Annotated in this window: 5 protein-coding genes; 2 read left to right on the forward strand and 3 right to left on the reverse strand. The window is 71.3% G+C overall.

Annotation, left to right across the window (positions count from 1 at the left end):
- Positions 1-39 precede the first annotated feature (39 nt).
- Entirely contained in the window at positions 40-10884 is a 10845-nt protein-coding gene (locus CP981_RS38460; protein ID WP_085928340.1) for an SDR family NAD(P)-dependent oxidoreductase, read from the reverse strand.
- Between the two features lie 803 nt (positions 10885-11687).
- Between CP981_RS38460 and CP981_RS04600 the strand changes: the two genes are divergently transcribed.
- Both CP981_RS04600 and CP981_RS04605 read left to right on the forward strand, forming a co-directional pair.
- Positions 11688-12059, forward strand: a complete 372-nt coding sequence (locus CP981_RS04600) for a hypothetical protein (RefSeq protein WP_143659070.1) — start codon at positions 11688-11690, stop codon at positions 12057-12059.
- Between the two features lie 2 nt (positions 12060-12061).
- Positions 12062-13075, forward strand: coding sequence for an ACP S-malonyltransferase (locus tag CP981_RS04605; RefSeq protein WP_244329552.1), 1014 nt, complete (start codon positions 12062-12064; stop codon positions 13073-13075).
- A 92-nt stretch (positions 13076-13167) separates the two neighbouring features.
- Here the strand turns inward: CP981_RS04605 and CP981_RS04610 are convergent, their stop codons facing one another.
- Both CP981_RS04610 and CP981_RS04615 read right to left on the reverse strand, forming a co-directional pair.
- Entirely contained in the window at positions 13168-13824 is a 657-nt protein-coding gene (locus tag CP981_RS04610; protein WP_085928338.1) for a response regulator transcription factor, read from the reverse strand.
- Positions 13806-15704, reverse strand: a complete 1899-nt coding sequence (locus CP981_RS04615; RefSeq protein ID WP_085928337.1) for a sensor histidine kinase — start codon at positions 15702-15704, stop codon at positions 13806-13808. Before CP981_RS04615 ends, CP981_RS04610 begins: the two co-directional genes overlap by 19 nt.
- Between the last annotated feature and the right edge of the window lie 49 nt (positions 15705-15753).

Raw genomic sequence — 15753 nt, forward strand, 5'->3', positions numbered from 1 at the left:
CCCCTCAGGCTGGAAAGAAAGTTTTGGACAGAATCGCGATCAGGACTTTCCGAACTCCTGGTCGAAGTAGTCCAGTAGTTCATCGGCGGAGGCATCGCGGATATCGCTGTGTGTCTCGCGTTGATCCGTTGCCGAGCCGCCGTCGCGATACCTGCTCAAGGCCCGCTCAAGGCGTTTCGTGATGGTCGTTCGTTCACGGCTTTCCGTTTCCAGCGTCAGAAGAGCGTTTTCCAGCTTGGTGAGGGTCGCCAGCGCCGCGGCGACCGCATCGGGTTCGTCATCGACGAGCGCGGTGAGAATGTGGTTCGCCAGTGCCGTGGAGGTCGGGTAGTCGAATACCAACGTGGCCGGCAGCCGCAGTCCGGTCGCCGCGTGGAGTCCGTTGCGCAGTTCCACCGCGGTCAGCGAATCGAAGCCCAGCTCGCTGAAGCTCTGATCGGCGCTGACCATGTCGGCACCGGAGTGCCCCAGCACCATGGCCGTGTGGTTGCGCACCAACTCCAGGACCACGGCGGTGCGTTCGGCCGTCGGCACCTCCGCCAGCCGGTCGCGCAGGGACTTCGCCGAGGCCGGTCCGGCGCTCACCGTACGGCGCGCGGGAGCGCGGACGAGGCCGCGCAGGATCGCGGGCACCTCCCCGGCCGCCGCGACCTTCCTGGCGTCCAGCGCGACGGGGATCACCACCGGGGTTCCGGCGGCACCCACCACGTCGAACAGCGCCACGCCCTCCTCCGAGGACATCGGCGGCAGCCCCTCCCGGTTCATCCGCCGCAGATCGGTGTCGGTGAGCTTCCTGGTGAGGTCGCTGCGCTCCGACCAGAGCCCCCAGGCCAGGGACAGCGCGGGGAGGCCATGGGCATGCCGGTGCTCGGCCAGCGCGTCGAGGAAGGTGCTCGCCGCCGCGTAGTTGGCCTGGCCGGGCGCGCCGAGCACCCCGGAGGCCGAGGAGAACAGCACAAACGCCGACAGGTCCAGGTCCTTGGTGAGTTCGTGCAGATTCCAGGCCGCGTCGACCTTGGGCCGCAGTACGGTCTCGATCCGCTCCTGGGTCAGCGCGCCGATCAGTCCGTCGTCCAGCACCCCGGCGGTGTGCACCACACCGGTCAGCGGCGCGTCCGCCGGAATCCTGGCCAGCAGTGCGCCCAGCGCGTCCCGGTCGGCCGCGTCACAGGCGACCACGTCCACGTGGGCACCGAGCGCGGTCAGCTCCTCCCGGAGGCGCGCGGCCCCGTCGGCAGCGATGCCTCGCCGGCCGGCCAGAATCAGCCGCTTGGCACCGTGCTCGGCGACCAGGTGCCGCGCGACCAGACCGGCCAGCATGCCGGCGCCACCGGTGATCAGCACCGTGCCGTGACCAGCCCATACGGGTTCCCGATCGGCATCCACCGGCCCGAACCGGGCCAGCCGGGGAGCGGAGGCGACCCCGCCCCGCACCGCCAGCTGCGGTTCCGCCTCGGTCAGCAGTCCGGGCAGGGCCCGCAGCGACGACGCCTCGTCGTCGAGGTCGGCGAGCACGATCCGGCCCGGGTTCTCGGACTGCGCGGACCGCACCAGACCCCAGACGGGGGCGAGCGCGAGATCCGGGCTCAGCCCATCGGACAGGGAGACCGCGCCTTGGGTGAGGACCACCAGTTTCGCGTCGGCGAACCGGCTCTCGGCGAGCCAGGTCTGCACCGCCCCCAGCACCTGGTGCACCGCCGAGCGCACGGCATCCGGCACCGCACCCGCGCCGGCCGCCGGTACCGGCAGCAGCACATACTCCGGCACCGTGTCCTGCTTGCCGAGCACCGCCAGATCCGCCGCGACACCGGCCTCGATACCGGCGGCCCGCAGCGAACCCGCGAACTCGTCGGCGGCGGGCCCGATCACGGCCATGGACGTCTCGGTGGCTCGGCCGGAGAGGCCGGGCAGCTCCGTCCAGTCCAGCCGGAAGACCGCGTCCCGGCCCCTGCCGGCGGCCCGCAGCTGGTCGGCCGAGACCTCACGCATCGCCAGCGACTCGACGGTCGCCACGGGAGCGCCGGTGGCATCGCTCGCCTCGACCCGCACACCGCTCTCACCGGCCTTGCTCAGCCTGGCGCGCAGCGCGGTGGCGCCCACCGCGTGCAGCTGGACCCCGGTCCACGCGAACGGCAGCCCCGGCCCCTCGTCGCCGTGGGCTTCGCCCAGGCCCACCGTGTGCAGCACCGCGTCGAGGAGTGCCGGGTGCAGACCGAACCGGCCCGCCTCTCCGACGGCATCCTCGGGCAGGGCGACCTCCGCGAAGATGTCCTCCCCGCGCCGCCACGCCGCCCGCAGCCCCTGGAACACCGGGCCGTACTCGTAGCCCGCCGCGGCGAGTTCCTCGTAGAACCCGTCCACCGGAACGGCCTCCGCACCAGCAGGCGGCCAGAACTCCTCACCGCGCGCGGCCGGCGCGCCGGTGCCGACGGCCAGCACACCGGCGGCGTGCCGGGTCCACGGCTGGTCGGCCGCTGCGTCCTCGTCACGGGAGAACACCGCGAGGTTCCGGCGCCCGTTCTCGTCCGACTCACCGACGGTGACCCGCAGCTGCACCCCTCCGGTCGGCGCGATGACCAGCGGACTCTCCAGAGTGAGTTCCTCCAGCAGATCGCACCCCACCTGATCCCCGGCACGGATGGCCAGTTCGACCAGTCCGGTGCCCGGCACCAGCACCGTGCCCAGCACGCTGTGATCTGCCAGCCAACGGTGCGTGGACAGCGACAGCCGCCCCGTGAACAAGAAGCCGTCCGAGTCCGGCAGCGCCACCGCGGCACCGAGCAGCGGATGGTCCGCCGCGCCCAGCCCCACGGAGGACACATCCCCGGCGCGGGACGAGGTCTCCAGCCAGTAGCGCTGCCGCTGGAAGGCGTAGGTGGGCAGATCGATCCGCCGGCCGGCCGGAAGCAGGGTGCTCCAGTCCACCGGGACGCCATGCGCCCAGAGTTGGGCGAGCGACTGCGCGAAGCGAGGCCAGCCGCCTTCGTCTCGGCGCAGGGTCCCGGTCACCACGACGGGGCTGCCCACTTCCTGCGCCGTGTCCTCAATACCCGGGGTCAGTACGGGATGCGCACTGCACTCCACAAAGACGCCGTGCCCGTCAGCGACCAGGGCCTGGACGGCTTCCTCGAACCGCACCGGATTGCGCAGGTTCTCGAACCAGTACCCGGCGTCCAATTCCTCGCCCGAGACGACTGACGCATGCACCGCCGAGTAGAACGGGATACGGCCTTCAGCAGGCGCCACCTCGGCCAGAACCGTCGCGAGCTCCTCGCGCAGCTCCTCGACCTGGGCGCCGTGCGAGGCGTAGTCCACCGGAATCTTCCGGGCCCGCACCTCCTGCTCAGCACACTCCGCCAACAACTCCTGCAACGCATCGGGCTCACCAGAAACGACCGTGGCGGACGGCCCGTTGATGGCGGCCACGGACAGCTGGTCACCCCACCTGGCGATGCGCTCCTGCACGGCTTCGCGGGAGCCGGCAACCGACACCATGCCACCACGCCCGGCCAACACCCGACCGATGGCCTGACTGCGCAACGCCACCACCCGCGCGCCATCACGCAGCGACAAAATCCCCGCCACACAAGCGGCCGCGATCTCACCCTGCGAATGCCCCACGACAGCCGACGGCACCACACCGCAGTCCTCCCAGACCGCAGCCAACGACACCATCACCGCCCACAGCACCGGCTGCACCACATCAACCCGCGCCAACATGTCCCCGTCGGACAAAACCTCGTCCAACTTCCAGGACACGAACTCCGACAGCGCCGCACCACACTCAGCCATCCGCCCCGCAAACACCGGGGAGGAGGCCAGCAGTTCATCCGCCATACCCAGCCACTGCGACCCCTGACCAGGGAAAACCAGCACCGCACCAGAAGCCGCCGTGGCCGCCACACTGCCCTGGACCACACCGGCACCATCCAGGCCACCGGCAGACCCACCAGCGAGCCCACGCAAGCCACTCAGCAGCTGCTCCCTCTCAGCGCCGACCACTACGGCCCGGTGCTCCAACACCGCCCGGGAAGCCACCAGCGAGAACCCGACATCAGCCAGGCCCACCTCCGGCCGCTCCTCCACAAAAGACGCCAACCGGGCCGCCTGCGCCGCCAACGCCTGCTCCGAACGCGCCGACAGCACCCACGGGACCAGGCCGGCAGACGCGCCCCCAGAAGGCACGCCCCCGCCCTGCTCCATGGCCTCCGGCTCAGTCGCAGGCGCCTGCTCCAGCACCACATGCGCGTTCGTGCCGCTGATGCCGAACGAGGACACACCGGCCCGCCAGGGTTCACCGGTCTTCGGCCACTGGCGGAGTTCGGTCAGCAGCTCGACGGTGCCGGCGGACCAGTCGACGTGCGGGGTGGGCGCGTCGACATGCAGGGTCTTCGGCAACAGGCCGTGCCGCATGGCCAGCACCATCTTCATCACTCCGGCCATACCGGCGGCGGCCTGGGTGTGCCCGATGTTGGACTTGATCGACCCCAGCCACAGGGGCCGGTCGGCGATCCGGTCACGGCCGTACGTGGCGATCAGCGCCTGGGCCTCGATGGGGTCACCGAGGGTGGTGCCGGTGCCGTGGGCCTCCACCGCGTCGACCTGATCTGCCGTCATCCCCGCGTTGGCCAGGGCCTGTTCGATGACGCGCTGCTGCGAGGGGCCGTTCGGTGCGGTGAGGCCGTTGGAGGCACCGTCCTGGTTCACCGCCGTGCCCCGGACCACCGCAAGGACGGTGTGGCCGTTGCGCCGGGCGTCCGAGAGGCGCTCGACCAGGACCATGCCGACGCCCTCGCCCCAGCCGGTGCCGTCCGCCGCGGCGGCGAAGGCCTTGCAGCGGCCGTCCGCGGACAGGCCGCGCTGCCGGGAGAAGTCGACGAAGGTGTCCGGAGTGGACATCACCGATACGCCACCGGCCAGCGCCAGGGTGCATTCCCCGGTGCGCAGCGCCTGGATGGCCCAGTGCAGGGCGACCAGTGAGGAGGAGCAGGCCGTGTCGACGGTCACGGCGGGGCCTTCGAATCCGAAGGTGTAGGAGACCCGGCCGGAGAGGACACTGCCCGCGCTGCCGGTCCCGACATACCCTTCGAGGTCCTCGGGGATCTGGCCGCTCGGCGGGGCGTAGTCGTGGTAGCTCACCCCGGCGAACACACCGGTCTTGCTGCCGCGCAGGGCGGTCGGGTCGATGCCGGCGTTCTCGAAGGCCTCCCAGACGGTCTCCAGCAGGATCCGCTGCTGGGGGTCGGTGGCCAGCGCCTCGCGCGGATTGATCTCGAAGAAGCTCGCGTCGAAGTCGGCGACGTCGTAGAGGAATCCGCCCTCGCGGGTGTAGGTCTTTCCACTGCGGCCGGGGTCCGGGTCGTAGATGCCTTCGACGTCCCAGCCGCGGTTCTCCGGGAAGTCGCTGATGGCGTCGCCGCCGGAGACCAGCAGGCGCCACAGGTCGTCCGGGGAGGCCACCTGGCCGGGGAATCGGCAGGCCATCCCGACGATGACGATGGGGTCGTCGTCGGCCGCCGGCCCGGTGGACCGCACGGCGACGGGCGCGGCCGAGGCGCCCAGCAGCTGTTCCCGCAGATGCCGGACCAGGGCGACGGGGGTGGGATAGTCGAAGACCAGGGTCGCGGACAGGCTCAGACCGGTCGCGGTGTCCAGGCGGTTGCGCAATTCGACCGCGGTCAGGGAGTCGAAGCCGAGGTCCCGGAAAGCGCGGGAGGTCTCCACCGCGCCGCCGCCGGCGTATCCCAGGACCAGGGCGATCTGGGCGGTGACCAGGTCCATCAGGGCCCGGTCCTGGTCGGTCTGCGGCAGCCCGGCCAGCCGTTCCCGCAGGGAGTCGCCGGTGCCGGCCCCGGCCACCGCGGCGGTGCGCCGGCGGAACGGTACCAGGCCGTGCAGCATCGGCGGGAAGTCGCCGGTGACGGCGAGAACGTTGATGTCCAGGCGCACCGGGACGACCAGCGGTGCGCCGGAGCGGACGGCTCCGTCGAACATCCGCATGCCCTCGTCGGGGGTCTGCGCCACGATTCCCTTACGGGCCATCCGCCGCAGGTCGTTCTCGCCGAGGCCGCCGGCCATCCCGCCGCCGTCCTGCGCCCATAGGCCCCAGGCCAGCGAGACGCACGGCAGGCCGAGGCCGTGGCGGTGTTCGGCCAGCGCGTCGAGGAAGGCGTTGGCCGCCACGTAGTTCGCCTGTCCGGGTGCGTCGAAGACGCTGCACGCGGCGGAGAACAGGATGAACGCGGACAGGTCGAGGTCGCGGGTCAGCTCATGCAGGTTCCAGGCCGCGTCCACCTTGGGCCGCAGCACCTTGTCCATGCGCTCCGGGTTGAGCGAGGCGAGGACGCCGTCGTCCAGGACGCCCGCGGTGTGCACGACACCTGTCAGCGGTGCGTCCGCCGGGACCGTGGCCAGCAGGGCGGCCAGCGCCTCCCGGTCCGCGGTGTCACAGGCGGCGATGGTCACCCGGGCGCCGAGGGCGGTCAGCTCGTCGCGCAGTTCCGCGGCGCCGTCGGCGGCCATACCGCGGCGGCTGGTCAGCAGCAGATGCCGGACGCCGAGGTCGGCCACGAGATGGCGGGCGGTGATCGCGCCCAGGCTGCCGGTGCCGCCGGTGACCAGCACCGTGCCGTCCGCGGTCCACACCGGCCCCGGTTCCCGCTCGGGGGCGGGCAGTTGGGCGAGGCGGGGTGCCGAGACGAGACCGCCGCGGATCGCCAGCTCCGGTTCCCCGGCGTCGGCCACGGCGGGCAGCATGTCCAGGGACCGGGTGTCGTCGTCGATGTCGACGAGGACGAGGCGGTCGGGGTGCTCCGACTGCGCGGAGTGCACCAGGCCCCAGGCCGGTGCCGTCACCAGGTCTACGGGTTCCCCGGCCACCGAGACCGCGCCGCGGGTGAGCACCACGAGGCGGGTGCCGGCGAACCGCTCCTCGGCCAGCCACCACTGGAGCCGGGCCAGCAGCTGATGGGTGGTTTCCCGCACGGCATCGGGCACCGCGTCGGGCGTGGCCCCGATGACCGGCAGCACCACGGTGTCCGGTACCGGGGCGTCGGAGTCCTCCGGGTCGAGGACGGAGGCGCCCAGGGCGGCGGCGAGGGCGGGATCGTCGCCGAGTACCGCCCAGGAGCCGCCGCTCGGTTCGGCGGGCGGGACGGGTGTCCAGTCCAGCCGGTACAGCGAGTCCGGGGTGTTTGCGCCGGTGGCGAGTTCGTCGGCGGTCACGGCGCGGCGGGCGACCCGGTCCACGGAGGCGACGACGGCGTTGTCCGCGTCGGCGGCCATTATGGAGAAGCCGTCCGCACCGGCCGGGGAGATCTTGACCCGCAGGGTGGTGGCGCCGACGGCGTGCAGCCGGAAGCCGGTCCACGAAGCGGGCAGCCGGGGGCCGTCGGTGGCGGACTCGGCCCGGCTCAGGGTCTGGAGCACGGCTTCCAGCAGAGCGGGGTGCAGCCCGTAGCCGTCCGCCTGGGCGGCCGACTCGTCGGGGAGGGCGACCTCGGCGTACAGGTCCGCGCCGCGCCGCCAAGCCGCGCGGACGCCCTGGAACACCGGCCCGTAGCCGAAGCCGGTCGCCGCCAGCTCGTCGTAGAGCCCCTCCACCATGAGGGGTTCGGCGGCGGCCGGGGGCCAGGAGGTCTCCGGGAACGCTGGCGCGGGTGCGGTGCCCCCGGCGGCGAGGACACCGGTGGCGTGCCGGGTCCAGGGCCGGGTGTCCTCGGCGTCCTCGGGCTTCGAGAACACCGAGAGTTCCCGTCGGCCGTTCTCGTCCGGCGCGTCCACGGTGAGCTGGATGCGCACCCCGCCGCGGGCGGGCAGGACCAGCGGGTCGAGCGTCGTCAGTTCCTCGATCAGCGTGCAGCCGGCCTGATCACCGGCCTGGACGGCCAGCTCGACGAGGGCGGAGCCGGGCAGGACGACGGTGCCCAGGACGACATGGTCGGCCAGCCAGGGGTGGGTGGCGAGGGACAGCCGGCCGGTGAGGAGGAAGCCGTCGGAGCCGGGCAGCGGCAGCACCGCGCCGAGCAGCGGATGGTTTCCCGCCGCGAGCCCCGCGGAGGTCACATCGGCGCTTCCGGCGGCGCCCTCCAGCCAGTAGCGGCCGCGCTGGAAGGCGTAGGTCGGCAGGTCCACCCGCCGTCCGCCGGACAGCAGGGCGGACCGGTCGACGCGGACGCCCCGGGTCCACAGCCCGGTCAGCGCCTTCAGCAGGGCCTCGGGGTCGGCGAGCGGTGCCCGCAGGCTCGGCTGGAAGGTGACGGTGTCGTCCTCGGACAGGCAGTCGCGTCCCATGGCGGAGAGCACGCCGCCGGGGCCGAGTTCGAGGAAGGTGGTGACGCCGTCGGCATGGGCGGCCTGGATGCCGTCGTGGAAGCGGACGGCCTCCCGGACGTGCCGCACCCAGTACTCCGGGTCGCGGAGTTCGGCGGGGTCGGCGAGGCGGCCGGTCACATTCGACACCACCGGCAACCGGGGCTCGGAGTAGGTGAGTTGCTCGACGACGGTGCGGAACTCCGCCAGCATCGGCTCCATGAGCGGCGAGTGGAAGGCGTGGCTGACCCGCAGCCCCTTCACCTTCCGGCCGCGCGACTCCAGTACCGCGACCACCTGCTCCACCGGCTCCGCGGCACCGGAGAGCACCACCGATGCCGGGCCGTTCACCGCTGCGATGCCGATCTGCTCGCGGCCCTCCAGGAGCGCGCGCACCTCGTCCTCGGAGGCCGCCGCCGACACCATCACGCCGCCGCCCGGCAGGGCCTGCATCAGCCGCCCACGGGCCGCGACCAGCTTCGCCGCATCCGACAGCGACCAGACACCCGCGAGATGGGCCGCGGTGACCTCACCGATGGAGTGGCCCAGCAGCACGTCCGGGACCACGCCGTAGGACTCGACGAGCCGGAAAAGCGCGACCTCCAGCGCGAACAGCGTCGCCTGCGCATACTGCGTCTGGTGGAGGAGCTCCTCCTCGCCGCCGCCGGGCGTGGCCCAGACGACCTCGGTCAGCGGGCGCGGCAGCAGACCGTCGAACTCCGCGCACACCTCGTCCCAGGCCCGCGCGAACACCGGGTACGCCGCGTGGAGTTCGCGGCCCATCCCGAGCCGCTGGGCACCCTGGCCGGTGAACAGCGTGGCCAGCCGTCCCTCGCTCACGGCCCGCGGCTGGTCGGTGCCCTCAGCCAGTGCCCGGAGTGCGGCGAGCAGTTCGTCGCGGCCGGTGCCGGTCACCGCCGCGCGGTAGTCCAGTGCGGCGCGCGTGGTCACCAGCGAGAAGCCGATGTCGACCGGGTCCAGTTCGGGGCGGGACGCCACATGGGACGCCAGGCGCCCGGCCTGTGCGGCCAGTGCCTCGCGGGAGCGGGCGGACAGCATCCAGGGGACCAGCCCGGTCCCGGACGCCGCGGTGGCCGGTAGGTCCGCTCCGTCCTCCGGGGCCGTCGGCGGCGCGTCATCCGGCTCCGACTCCGACGCCGGCTCCGACTCCGACGCCGGCTCCAGCTCCGGTGCCTGCTCCAGTAGGACATGCGCGTTGGTGCCGCTGATGCCGAAGGAGGAGACGCCCGCCCGGCGGGGGTGGCCGGAGTCCGGCCACGCGCGTTCCTGGGTGAGCAGCTCCACCGAGCCGGCCGACCAGTCCACATGCGGCGAGGGCTCGTCCACGTGGAGGGTCTTCGGCAGCATCCCGTGCCGCATGGCGAGGACCATCTTCATCACCCCGGCCACGCCCGCGGCGGCCTGGGTGTGCCCGAGGTTCGATTTGATCGAGCCCAGGTAGAGCGGCTGCTCCTCCGGCCGGTCCTGTCCATACGTGGCCAGCAGTGCCTGTGCCTCGATCGGGTCACCCAGCCGTGTGCCGGTGCCGTGGGCCTCCACCGCGTCCACCTCACCCGTGGACAGCCGGGCGTTGGCCAGCGCCTGCCGGATCACCCGCTGCTGCGCGGGGCCGTTCGGCGCGGTCAGCCCGCTGCTCGCGCCGTCCTGGTTGACGGCGGAGCCCCGCACCACGGCAAGGACCGGGTGCCCGTTGCGCCGGGCATCGGACAGCCGCTCCACCAGCAGTACACCGGCGCCCTCGCCCCAGCCGGTGCCGTCGGCGGCCGCCGCGAACGACTTGCAGCGGCCGTCCGCCGCGAGGCCGCGCTGCCGCGAGAAGTCGATAAAGGTCTCCGGGGTGAACATCACGGTCACCCCGCCGGCCAGCGCCATGCTGCATTCGCCGGCTCGCAGCGCCTGAATCGCCCAGTGCAGCGCCACCAGGGAGGAGGAGCAGGCGGTGTCCACCGTCACCGCTTGGCCCTCCAGGCCGAAGAGGTAGGCCACCCGGCCCGAGACGACGCTGGAGTCGGCACCGTTGCCCTGGAACGCCGCGATGTCCTCGGCGACGCCGGAGACGCCGGAGCCGTAGTCGTGGTACATCACGCCGGTGAAGACGCCGGTCTTGCTGCCCCGCAGCGAGGTCGGGTCGATTCCGGCGCGTTCGATGGCCTCCCAGGACACCTCCAGCAGCAGCCGCTGCTGGGGGTCCATGGCCACCGCCTCGTGCGGGGAGATGCCGAAGAACCCCGGGTCGAATTCCGCCGCCCCGTGGAGGAATCCGCCCTCCCGGGTGTACGAGGTGCCGATGTGCTCGGGGTCGGGGTGGTACAGCGAGTCCACGTCCCAGCCGCGGTCGACGGGGAACTCCGAGACGCCGTCGGTCCCGGCGGACACCACGTCCCACAGTTCCTCCGGCGAGGACACCCCACCGGGATAACGGCACGCCATTCCTACGATGGCGATCGGCTCGGACTCTTTCCGCTCGGTTTCGGTCAACCGTGCCCGGGTATCCCGAAGCTCAGCCGTTGTCCGCTTGAGGTACTCGAGCAGCTTTCCCTCGTTGTTCGCCACCGTATTCCACTCCACTGAATCGGTCGGAGGACCTTTACGTCGATGACACCGAAAGACACCGAACGCCACGACACCGGTACGGCGCACACGGCGGCGGCAGCCCCTGCCGCGCCGGGCGCCGCATCATTCGCCCTGATGAGGGCGCGCATTGAGGCCGAGCAGTCGGCTTCCCAAGAATTCCAAGCTCGACAGATCCCCCTTCGACTCACTGCGGGCCACGCTACGGAATCGCCGGTGGGTACTCCAACCCCTAGCCGTCCCCTAAGGGATATCGCGCAACCCTGGGATAAGGGTGGGGCGATGAGGGCTGATCAGGGGTTGATACCGGCGGTCCGGTCAGGGTCGCGGTGAATTACCCGGTGTACGGGTGTGAAGCGGAGAAGTTCCGCGCGTGGATACGGGTCGCAAGGAAGGTCGGGTGGCGAAATACCGGCCGCGGCTCCCGCGTGCTCCAGGCCCGCCGGCCGCCCCACGGCCGTACCGCTCAGCAGTGCTGGCGCGGCCATTTCCCCTGCTCACAGCGGCATCGGGCACATGGGCGGCCCCTGGGCACCAGGACCGGGGGAACGAGCGAAGCGCACGGAATCCCGCTTCTCTTGCGGCTGTCAGGTTAGAGCCGGGGTCCGCGCGTCGGCTACCCCTATCCAGTAGCCGCGAACCCCTTATTTTTGCGCCATGCACCGACGTCTGATTGCGCATCACATCGGTGACAGGCGAGGAGCGGACCGGATACGCTGAAGCCGCTGGGGCCGTCATCCGGAACGGTGTTGACGACCGCGGCACGAGACATGGGGAGGATTCATATGCCCAGGGGGGCGGCCCGCGTCGGTGTCCTCGCGTTAGCAGTGGTACTGCTGACCGCGGGATGCACGGACAAGGGGCATTCCGATAAAGCGTCCGATCTCAAGGACAAAGCGTCGGCCTGTGTGAAGGCACTACGGATCGTCGATCTGGTGCCGGATCCGAAGAAGGCCGAGGACTACGAGAAAAAGGGCAAGGAATTACGCGAGCTGGCGAAGAACGTACATGACCGCGATGTCGCGAAGGCCATGCGCGAGGTCGCTCACCAATACGGCATGGCACGAGCCGAGGCCGCCCGCGATTTCGGCCGGGTGGCGGTATGGGTCAAGGGAACCGTCACCAACATCAAAGCACTGAAAAAGGTGTGTGCCTGACCATGGGGCAGACTGAAGCGCACACCGGGGACTCCCCCATGGCGCCGGCCGTCGCGCGGGCCTCCGGGACGGCGCCGCGGACCGCCGTGCTGTTCCCCGGCATGGGCCGGTTCGACTTCGCGAGCGCCGGCCGGTTCCTGGTGCTCGACCGGTATGCCCGCACCCGGCTCACGGTCGCCGATGAGGTGCTCGGCTTCTCCGTATTGGAACGGTTCCACGACGCCGGCGCCGACTACTCCGAGTACGCCCAGCTGGCCTTTCTGATCGCTTCGCTCGCCGCCGCGGACCGGGCCGAGGACCGGTTCGGCATGCGGCCGGACGTCTGTGCCGGGGCCAGCTTCGGCCAGAAGGCGGCGGCCGCGTACGCCGGTTCGCTCGATTTCCCCGATGTCGTACGGATGACGGCGGAGCTGGCGCGCTGCGAGAAGGAGTACTTCACCACCGAGCACTCGGACGTGGTGACCCACGCCGTTTACCGCGTCCCGGACGAGGAGTTCCACGCCCTGCTGGACGAAATGCGGGCGCGGGGCGACTGGTTCGAGATATCCGGCGAGCTGGACCGCGGGTTCTACATGGTGTCCCTGCCCGAATCCCGGCTGGAGGAGTTCATCCGGGCGGTGCGGGCCCTCGGCGGATACTCGATGTACACCATGCGCCCGCCGGTGCACGCCCGTGCGTTCGGCGCACTGCGCCGCAAGGCGGAGGCCGAGGTCTTCACCAAGTACCGGATCAAGGCGCCCCGGCTCCCCGTCATCTCGGACGCCGACGGGACGGTGGTGGACTCCGCCGAGGCGATGCGGACCATGCTGCTGGACACCTTCGACCGGGCGATCCACTGGCCGGCCATGGTGACCTCGATGGTCGGTCTCGGCGTGGAAACGCTCCATGTCACCGGCGCCGATGACATGTTCCACCGGCTGAACTGCACCGTCCGTGCCTTCGACGTCCGCACGATCAACCCGAAGAACGCCCTGCGCCCGGGACCACCGATGCTCCGGAGCCGCCGGGCAGCCTGAGACCGGACCGCCCGACGCTGGTCCGATGAGGCGGTACGGTCCCCCGGCACCGGCCCACCGCCACCGGCCCACCGGACTCGCACAGGCCCCCACTAGTCGAGGTTCGCGCTGTTCAAGTAGGCGAGGACGGCGAGCACCCGGCGGTTGGTGTCGTTGGAGTTGGTCAGATTCAGCTTGCCGAAGACGCTGGCGATGTGTTTGCTCACCGCGCCTTCGCTGATGTAGAGGCGGTGCGAGACCGCCGCGTTGGAACAGCCCTCGGCCATCAGCTCCAGGACCTCCCGTTCCCGGGCGGTCAGGGTGCCCAGCGGCTCCTGGTGGGCGTTGCTCTCCACCAGTTTGGAGATGACCTCCGGGTCCATCGCGGTACCGCCCTCGGCGACCCGGCGCAGCGCGTCCACGAACTGCGTGGCGTTGAACACCCGGTCCTTCAGCAGATATCCGATGGCACCGGATCCGTCGGCCAGCAGTTCGCGCGCATAGAGCTGCTCGACGTGCTGGGACAGCACCAGGACGGGCAGGCCCGGGATCCGCCGGCGGGCCTCGTGCGCCGCTTGGAGCCCCTCGTCGGTGAACGTGGGCGGTAGCCGGACATCCACGATCGCGACGTCGGGCCGGTGCTCCTGCACGGCCGTGAGCAGCTCCGGGCCGGTCTCGACCGCGGAGACCACCTCGAAGCCGTGCGCGGTGAGCAGATGGGTCAGACCTTCGCGAAGCAGGTAGAGGTCCTCTACGAGGACAACACGCACGGAATCTCCAGAGTGACTGTGGTGGGGCCGCCAAGTGGACTGTGCACGGCGAGACTTCCGTCGAAGGTAGCGAGCCGCCGCTGGACGCCGCGCAGCCCGCTGCCCTTCGCCGGATCGGCTCCCCCGACCCCGTTGTCGGTGAGCGCGATCCGCAGCTGGTTCGCCGTGTAGCGCACATCGATGTGCACACGGCCCGCCTCGGCGTGTTTGGAAACATTGGTGAGCAGTTCGGACACCGCGAAATAGGCGGCGGACTCGACGGGGCGCTCGGGACGCCCGGGCAGATCGATCCGCAGACCGACGGAGAGCGGCGAGTCCAGGGCCAGCCCGCGGATGGCGTCCGCGATACCGCGTTCGGCGAGCACCGGCGGATTGATCCCGCGGATGAGATGGCGTAACTCGATGAGCGCCTTCGCGGAGGCTTCCCTGGCGGTCCCGACCATCGTCTTGGCGGCAGCCGGGTCGCGTTCGATGAGCGCCTCGATGGCGCCGAGTTTCATTCCCATGGCCACCCACTGCGCCTGCGCCCCGTCGTGCAGATCCCGTTCGATCCGGCGCAGCTCCGAGGAGAGGGTTTCCCGGGCCTCCATCCGGGTCTCGGTGAGCTGGTCCACCCGGCGGCCGAGCAGCGCCGACTTGGTCGGCCCGAGGAGGAGCCAGCTCCACAGGCCGTGCAGCCGCAGCAGCGGGATGGCGAGCAAACTCCCGGTCAGGGTGCCGACCACACCGATCAGGGGAGCGGTGGCGATCGGGTAGTCGCCGAGGACCGGGACGCCGCGGGTCAGCAGGGGCCAGCTTTCGAAGGTGTGGAAGTCGACGAAGAGCTGAAGCAGCGACGCCCAGGCCCAGGACCAGATCAGGCCGAAGAAGCAGTATCCGGTGACCAGTACGGGCACCGCGGCGAGCAGCACCCCCACCACGGGATCGAGCAGCAGCCAGAGCAGGTCCCGCCAGGTGGCGAGGTCCCGGGCGTTCTGCCGGTACCGCAGGGACCGCAGCGCCATCTCCGGGGTGCGGTACAGCGTGCGGCCGATCTGGTAGGTGCCGTCGGGCCGGGGCGGTGGCAGGACCGGTTCGGGCAGATAGGGCCGGTCGATCCGGATGCCGGTCCACTCCTGGATCTGCTGCCGGCGCCAGGAGGTGAGCTGCCGGCCGGCGACCAGCACGGTCGGCCAGGCCCACAGCAGGATCGGCACCATCGCCAGCAGATGCATGAGGGCGGCGGCCAGTTCGGTGACCGCGAGTCCGGCGGTCAGGGCCAGCCGCCAGGTGGCGAGCCCCCCACGGCCGATCCGGATCAGCGCACGGCGTATTCCGGAGTCGGCGGCGGACGCGAGGAGTTGGCAGGTCCAGCGCCCGTGCAGATGGAGCAGGACCGGCCCGAATCCGAAGCCGGCCAGTGCCGTCGCCGCAGCGACCGGGACGGTGATCCCGGGGTGTCCGGGCCAGTACCACGGGGCGGTGGCGCCCACCACGACCAGGGTGAGCGGCAGCAGCGCCGTGACGCTGCCGGCGACGGGATTGATCAGCATCCACAGGATGTCCCGGGAGGTGGCCGGGTCCTTGACCAGCCAGTCCCAGCGCCGTTCGTAGGAGAGCTTCTTCGGGGTCAGGTAGAGCCGGTTCTTGTAGCGGTACCAGCCGTCGGGTTCGGGTTCGGGTGGCGGCGGCGGGGGCTGGTACGGCACCGGGATGTCCACCCCGCACCACCGGCCGGCGAGGGTGCGGTAGACATTGAGCGGATCGCGGTACCACTGGGCGAGCGACTGGATGCCGAAGAGCGTGCCGAGGCCGACGGCGGCCAGCATCGGGCCGGCGGTGAGTCCCAGCCCGAAGAGCACAAGGCCGCGCAGGGGCGCCCAGAGGTGCCGTCCGAACATCGCTCTCCCCGTGTTTCCGATGCCCCCCGCGGGAGCGTTCGCCGCCTGC

The sequence above is a fragment of the Streptomyces platensis genome (assembly GCF_008704855.1).
Lineage (GTDB): Bacteria > Actinomycetota > Actinomycetes > Streptomycetales > Streptomycetaceae > Streptomyces > Streptomyces platensis.

What these genes read in the sequence shown, in the direction of transcription:
- CP981_RS04600 (WP_143659070.1), top strand. Translation starts at nt 11,688, where the DNA reads ATGCCCAGGGGGGCGGCCCGCGTCGGTGTCCTCGCGTTAGCAGTGGTA.
- CP981_RS04605 (WP_244329552.1), top strand. Translation starts at nt 12,062, where the DNA reads ATGGGGCAGACTGAAGCGCACACCGGGGACTCCCCCATGGCGCCGGCC.
- CP981_RS04615 (WP_085928337.1), bottom strand. Translation starts at nt 15,704, where the DNA reads ATGTTCGGACGGCACCTCTGGGCGCCCCTGCGCGGCCTTGTGCTCTTC.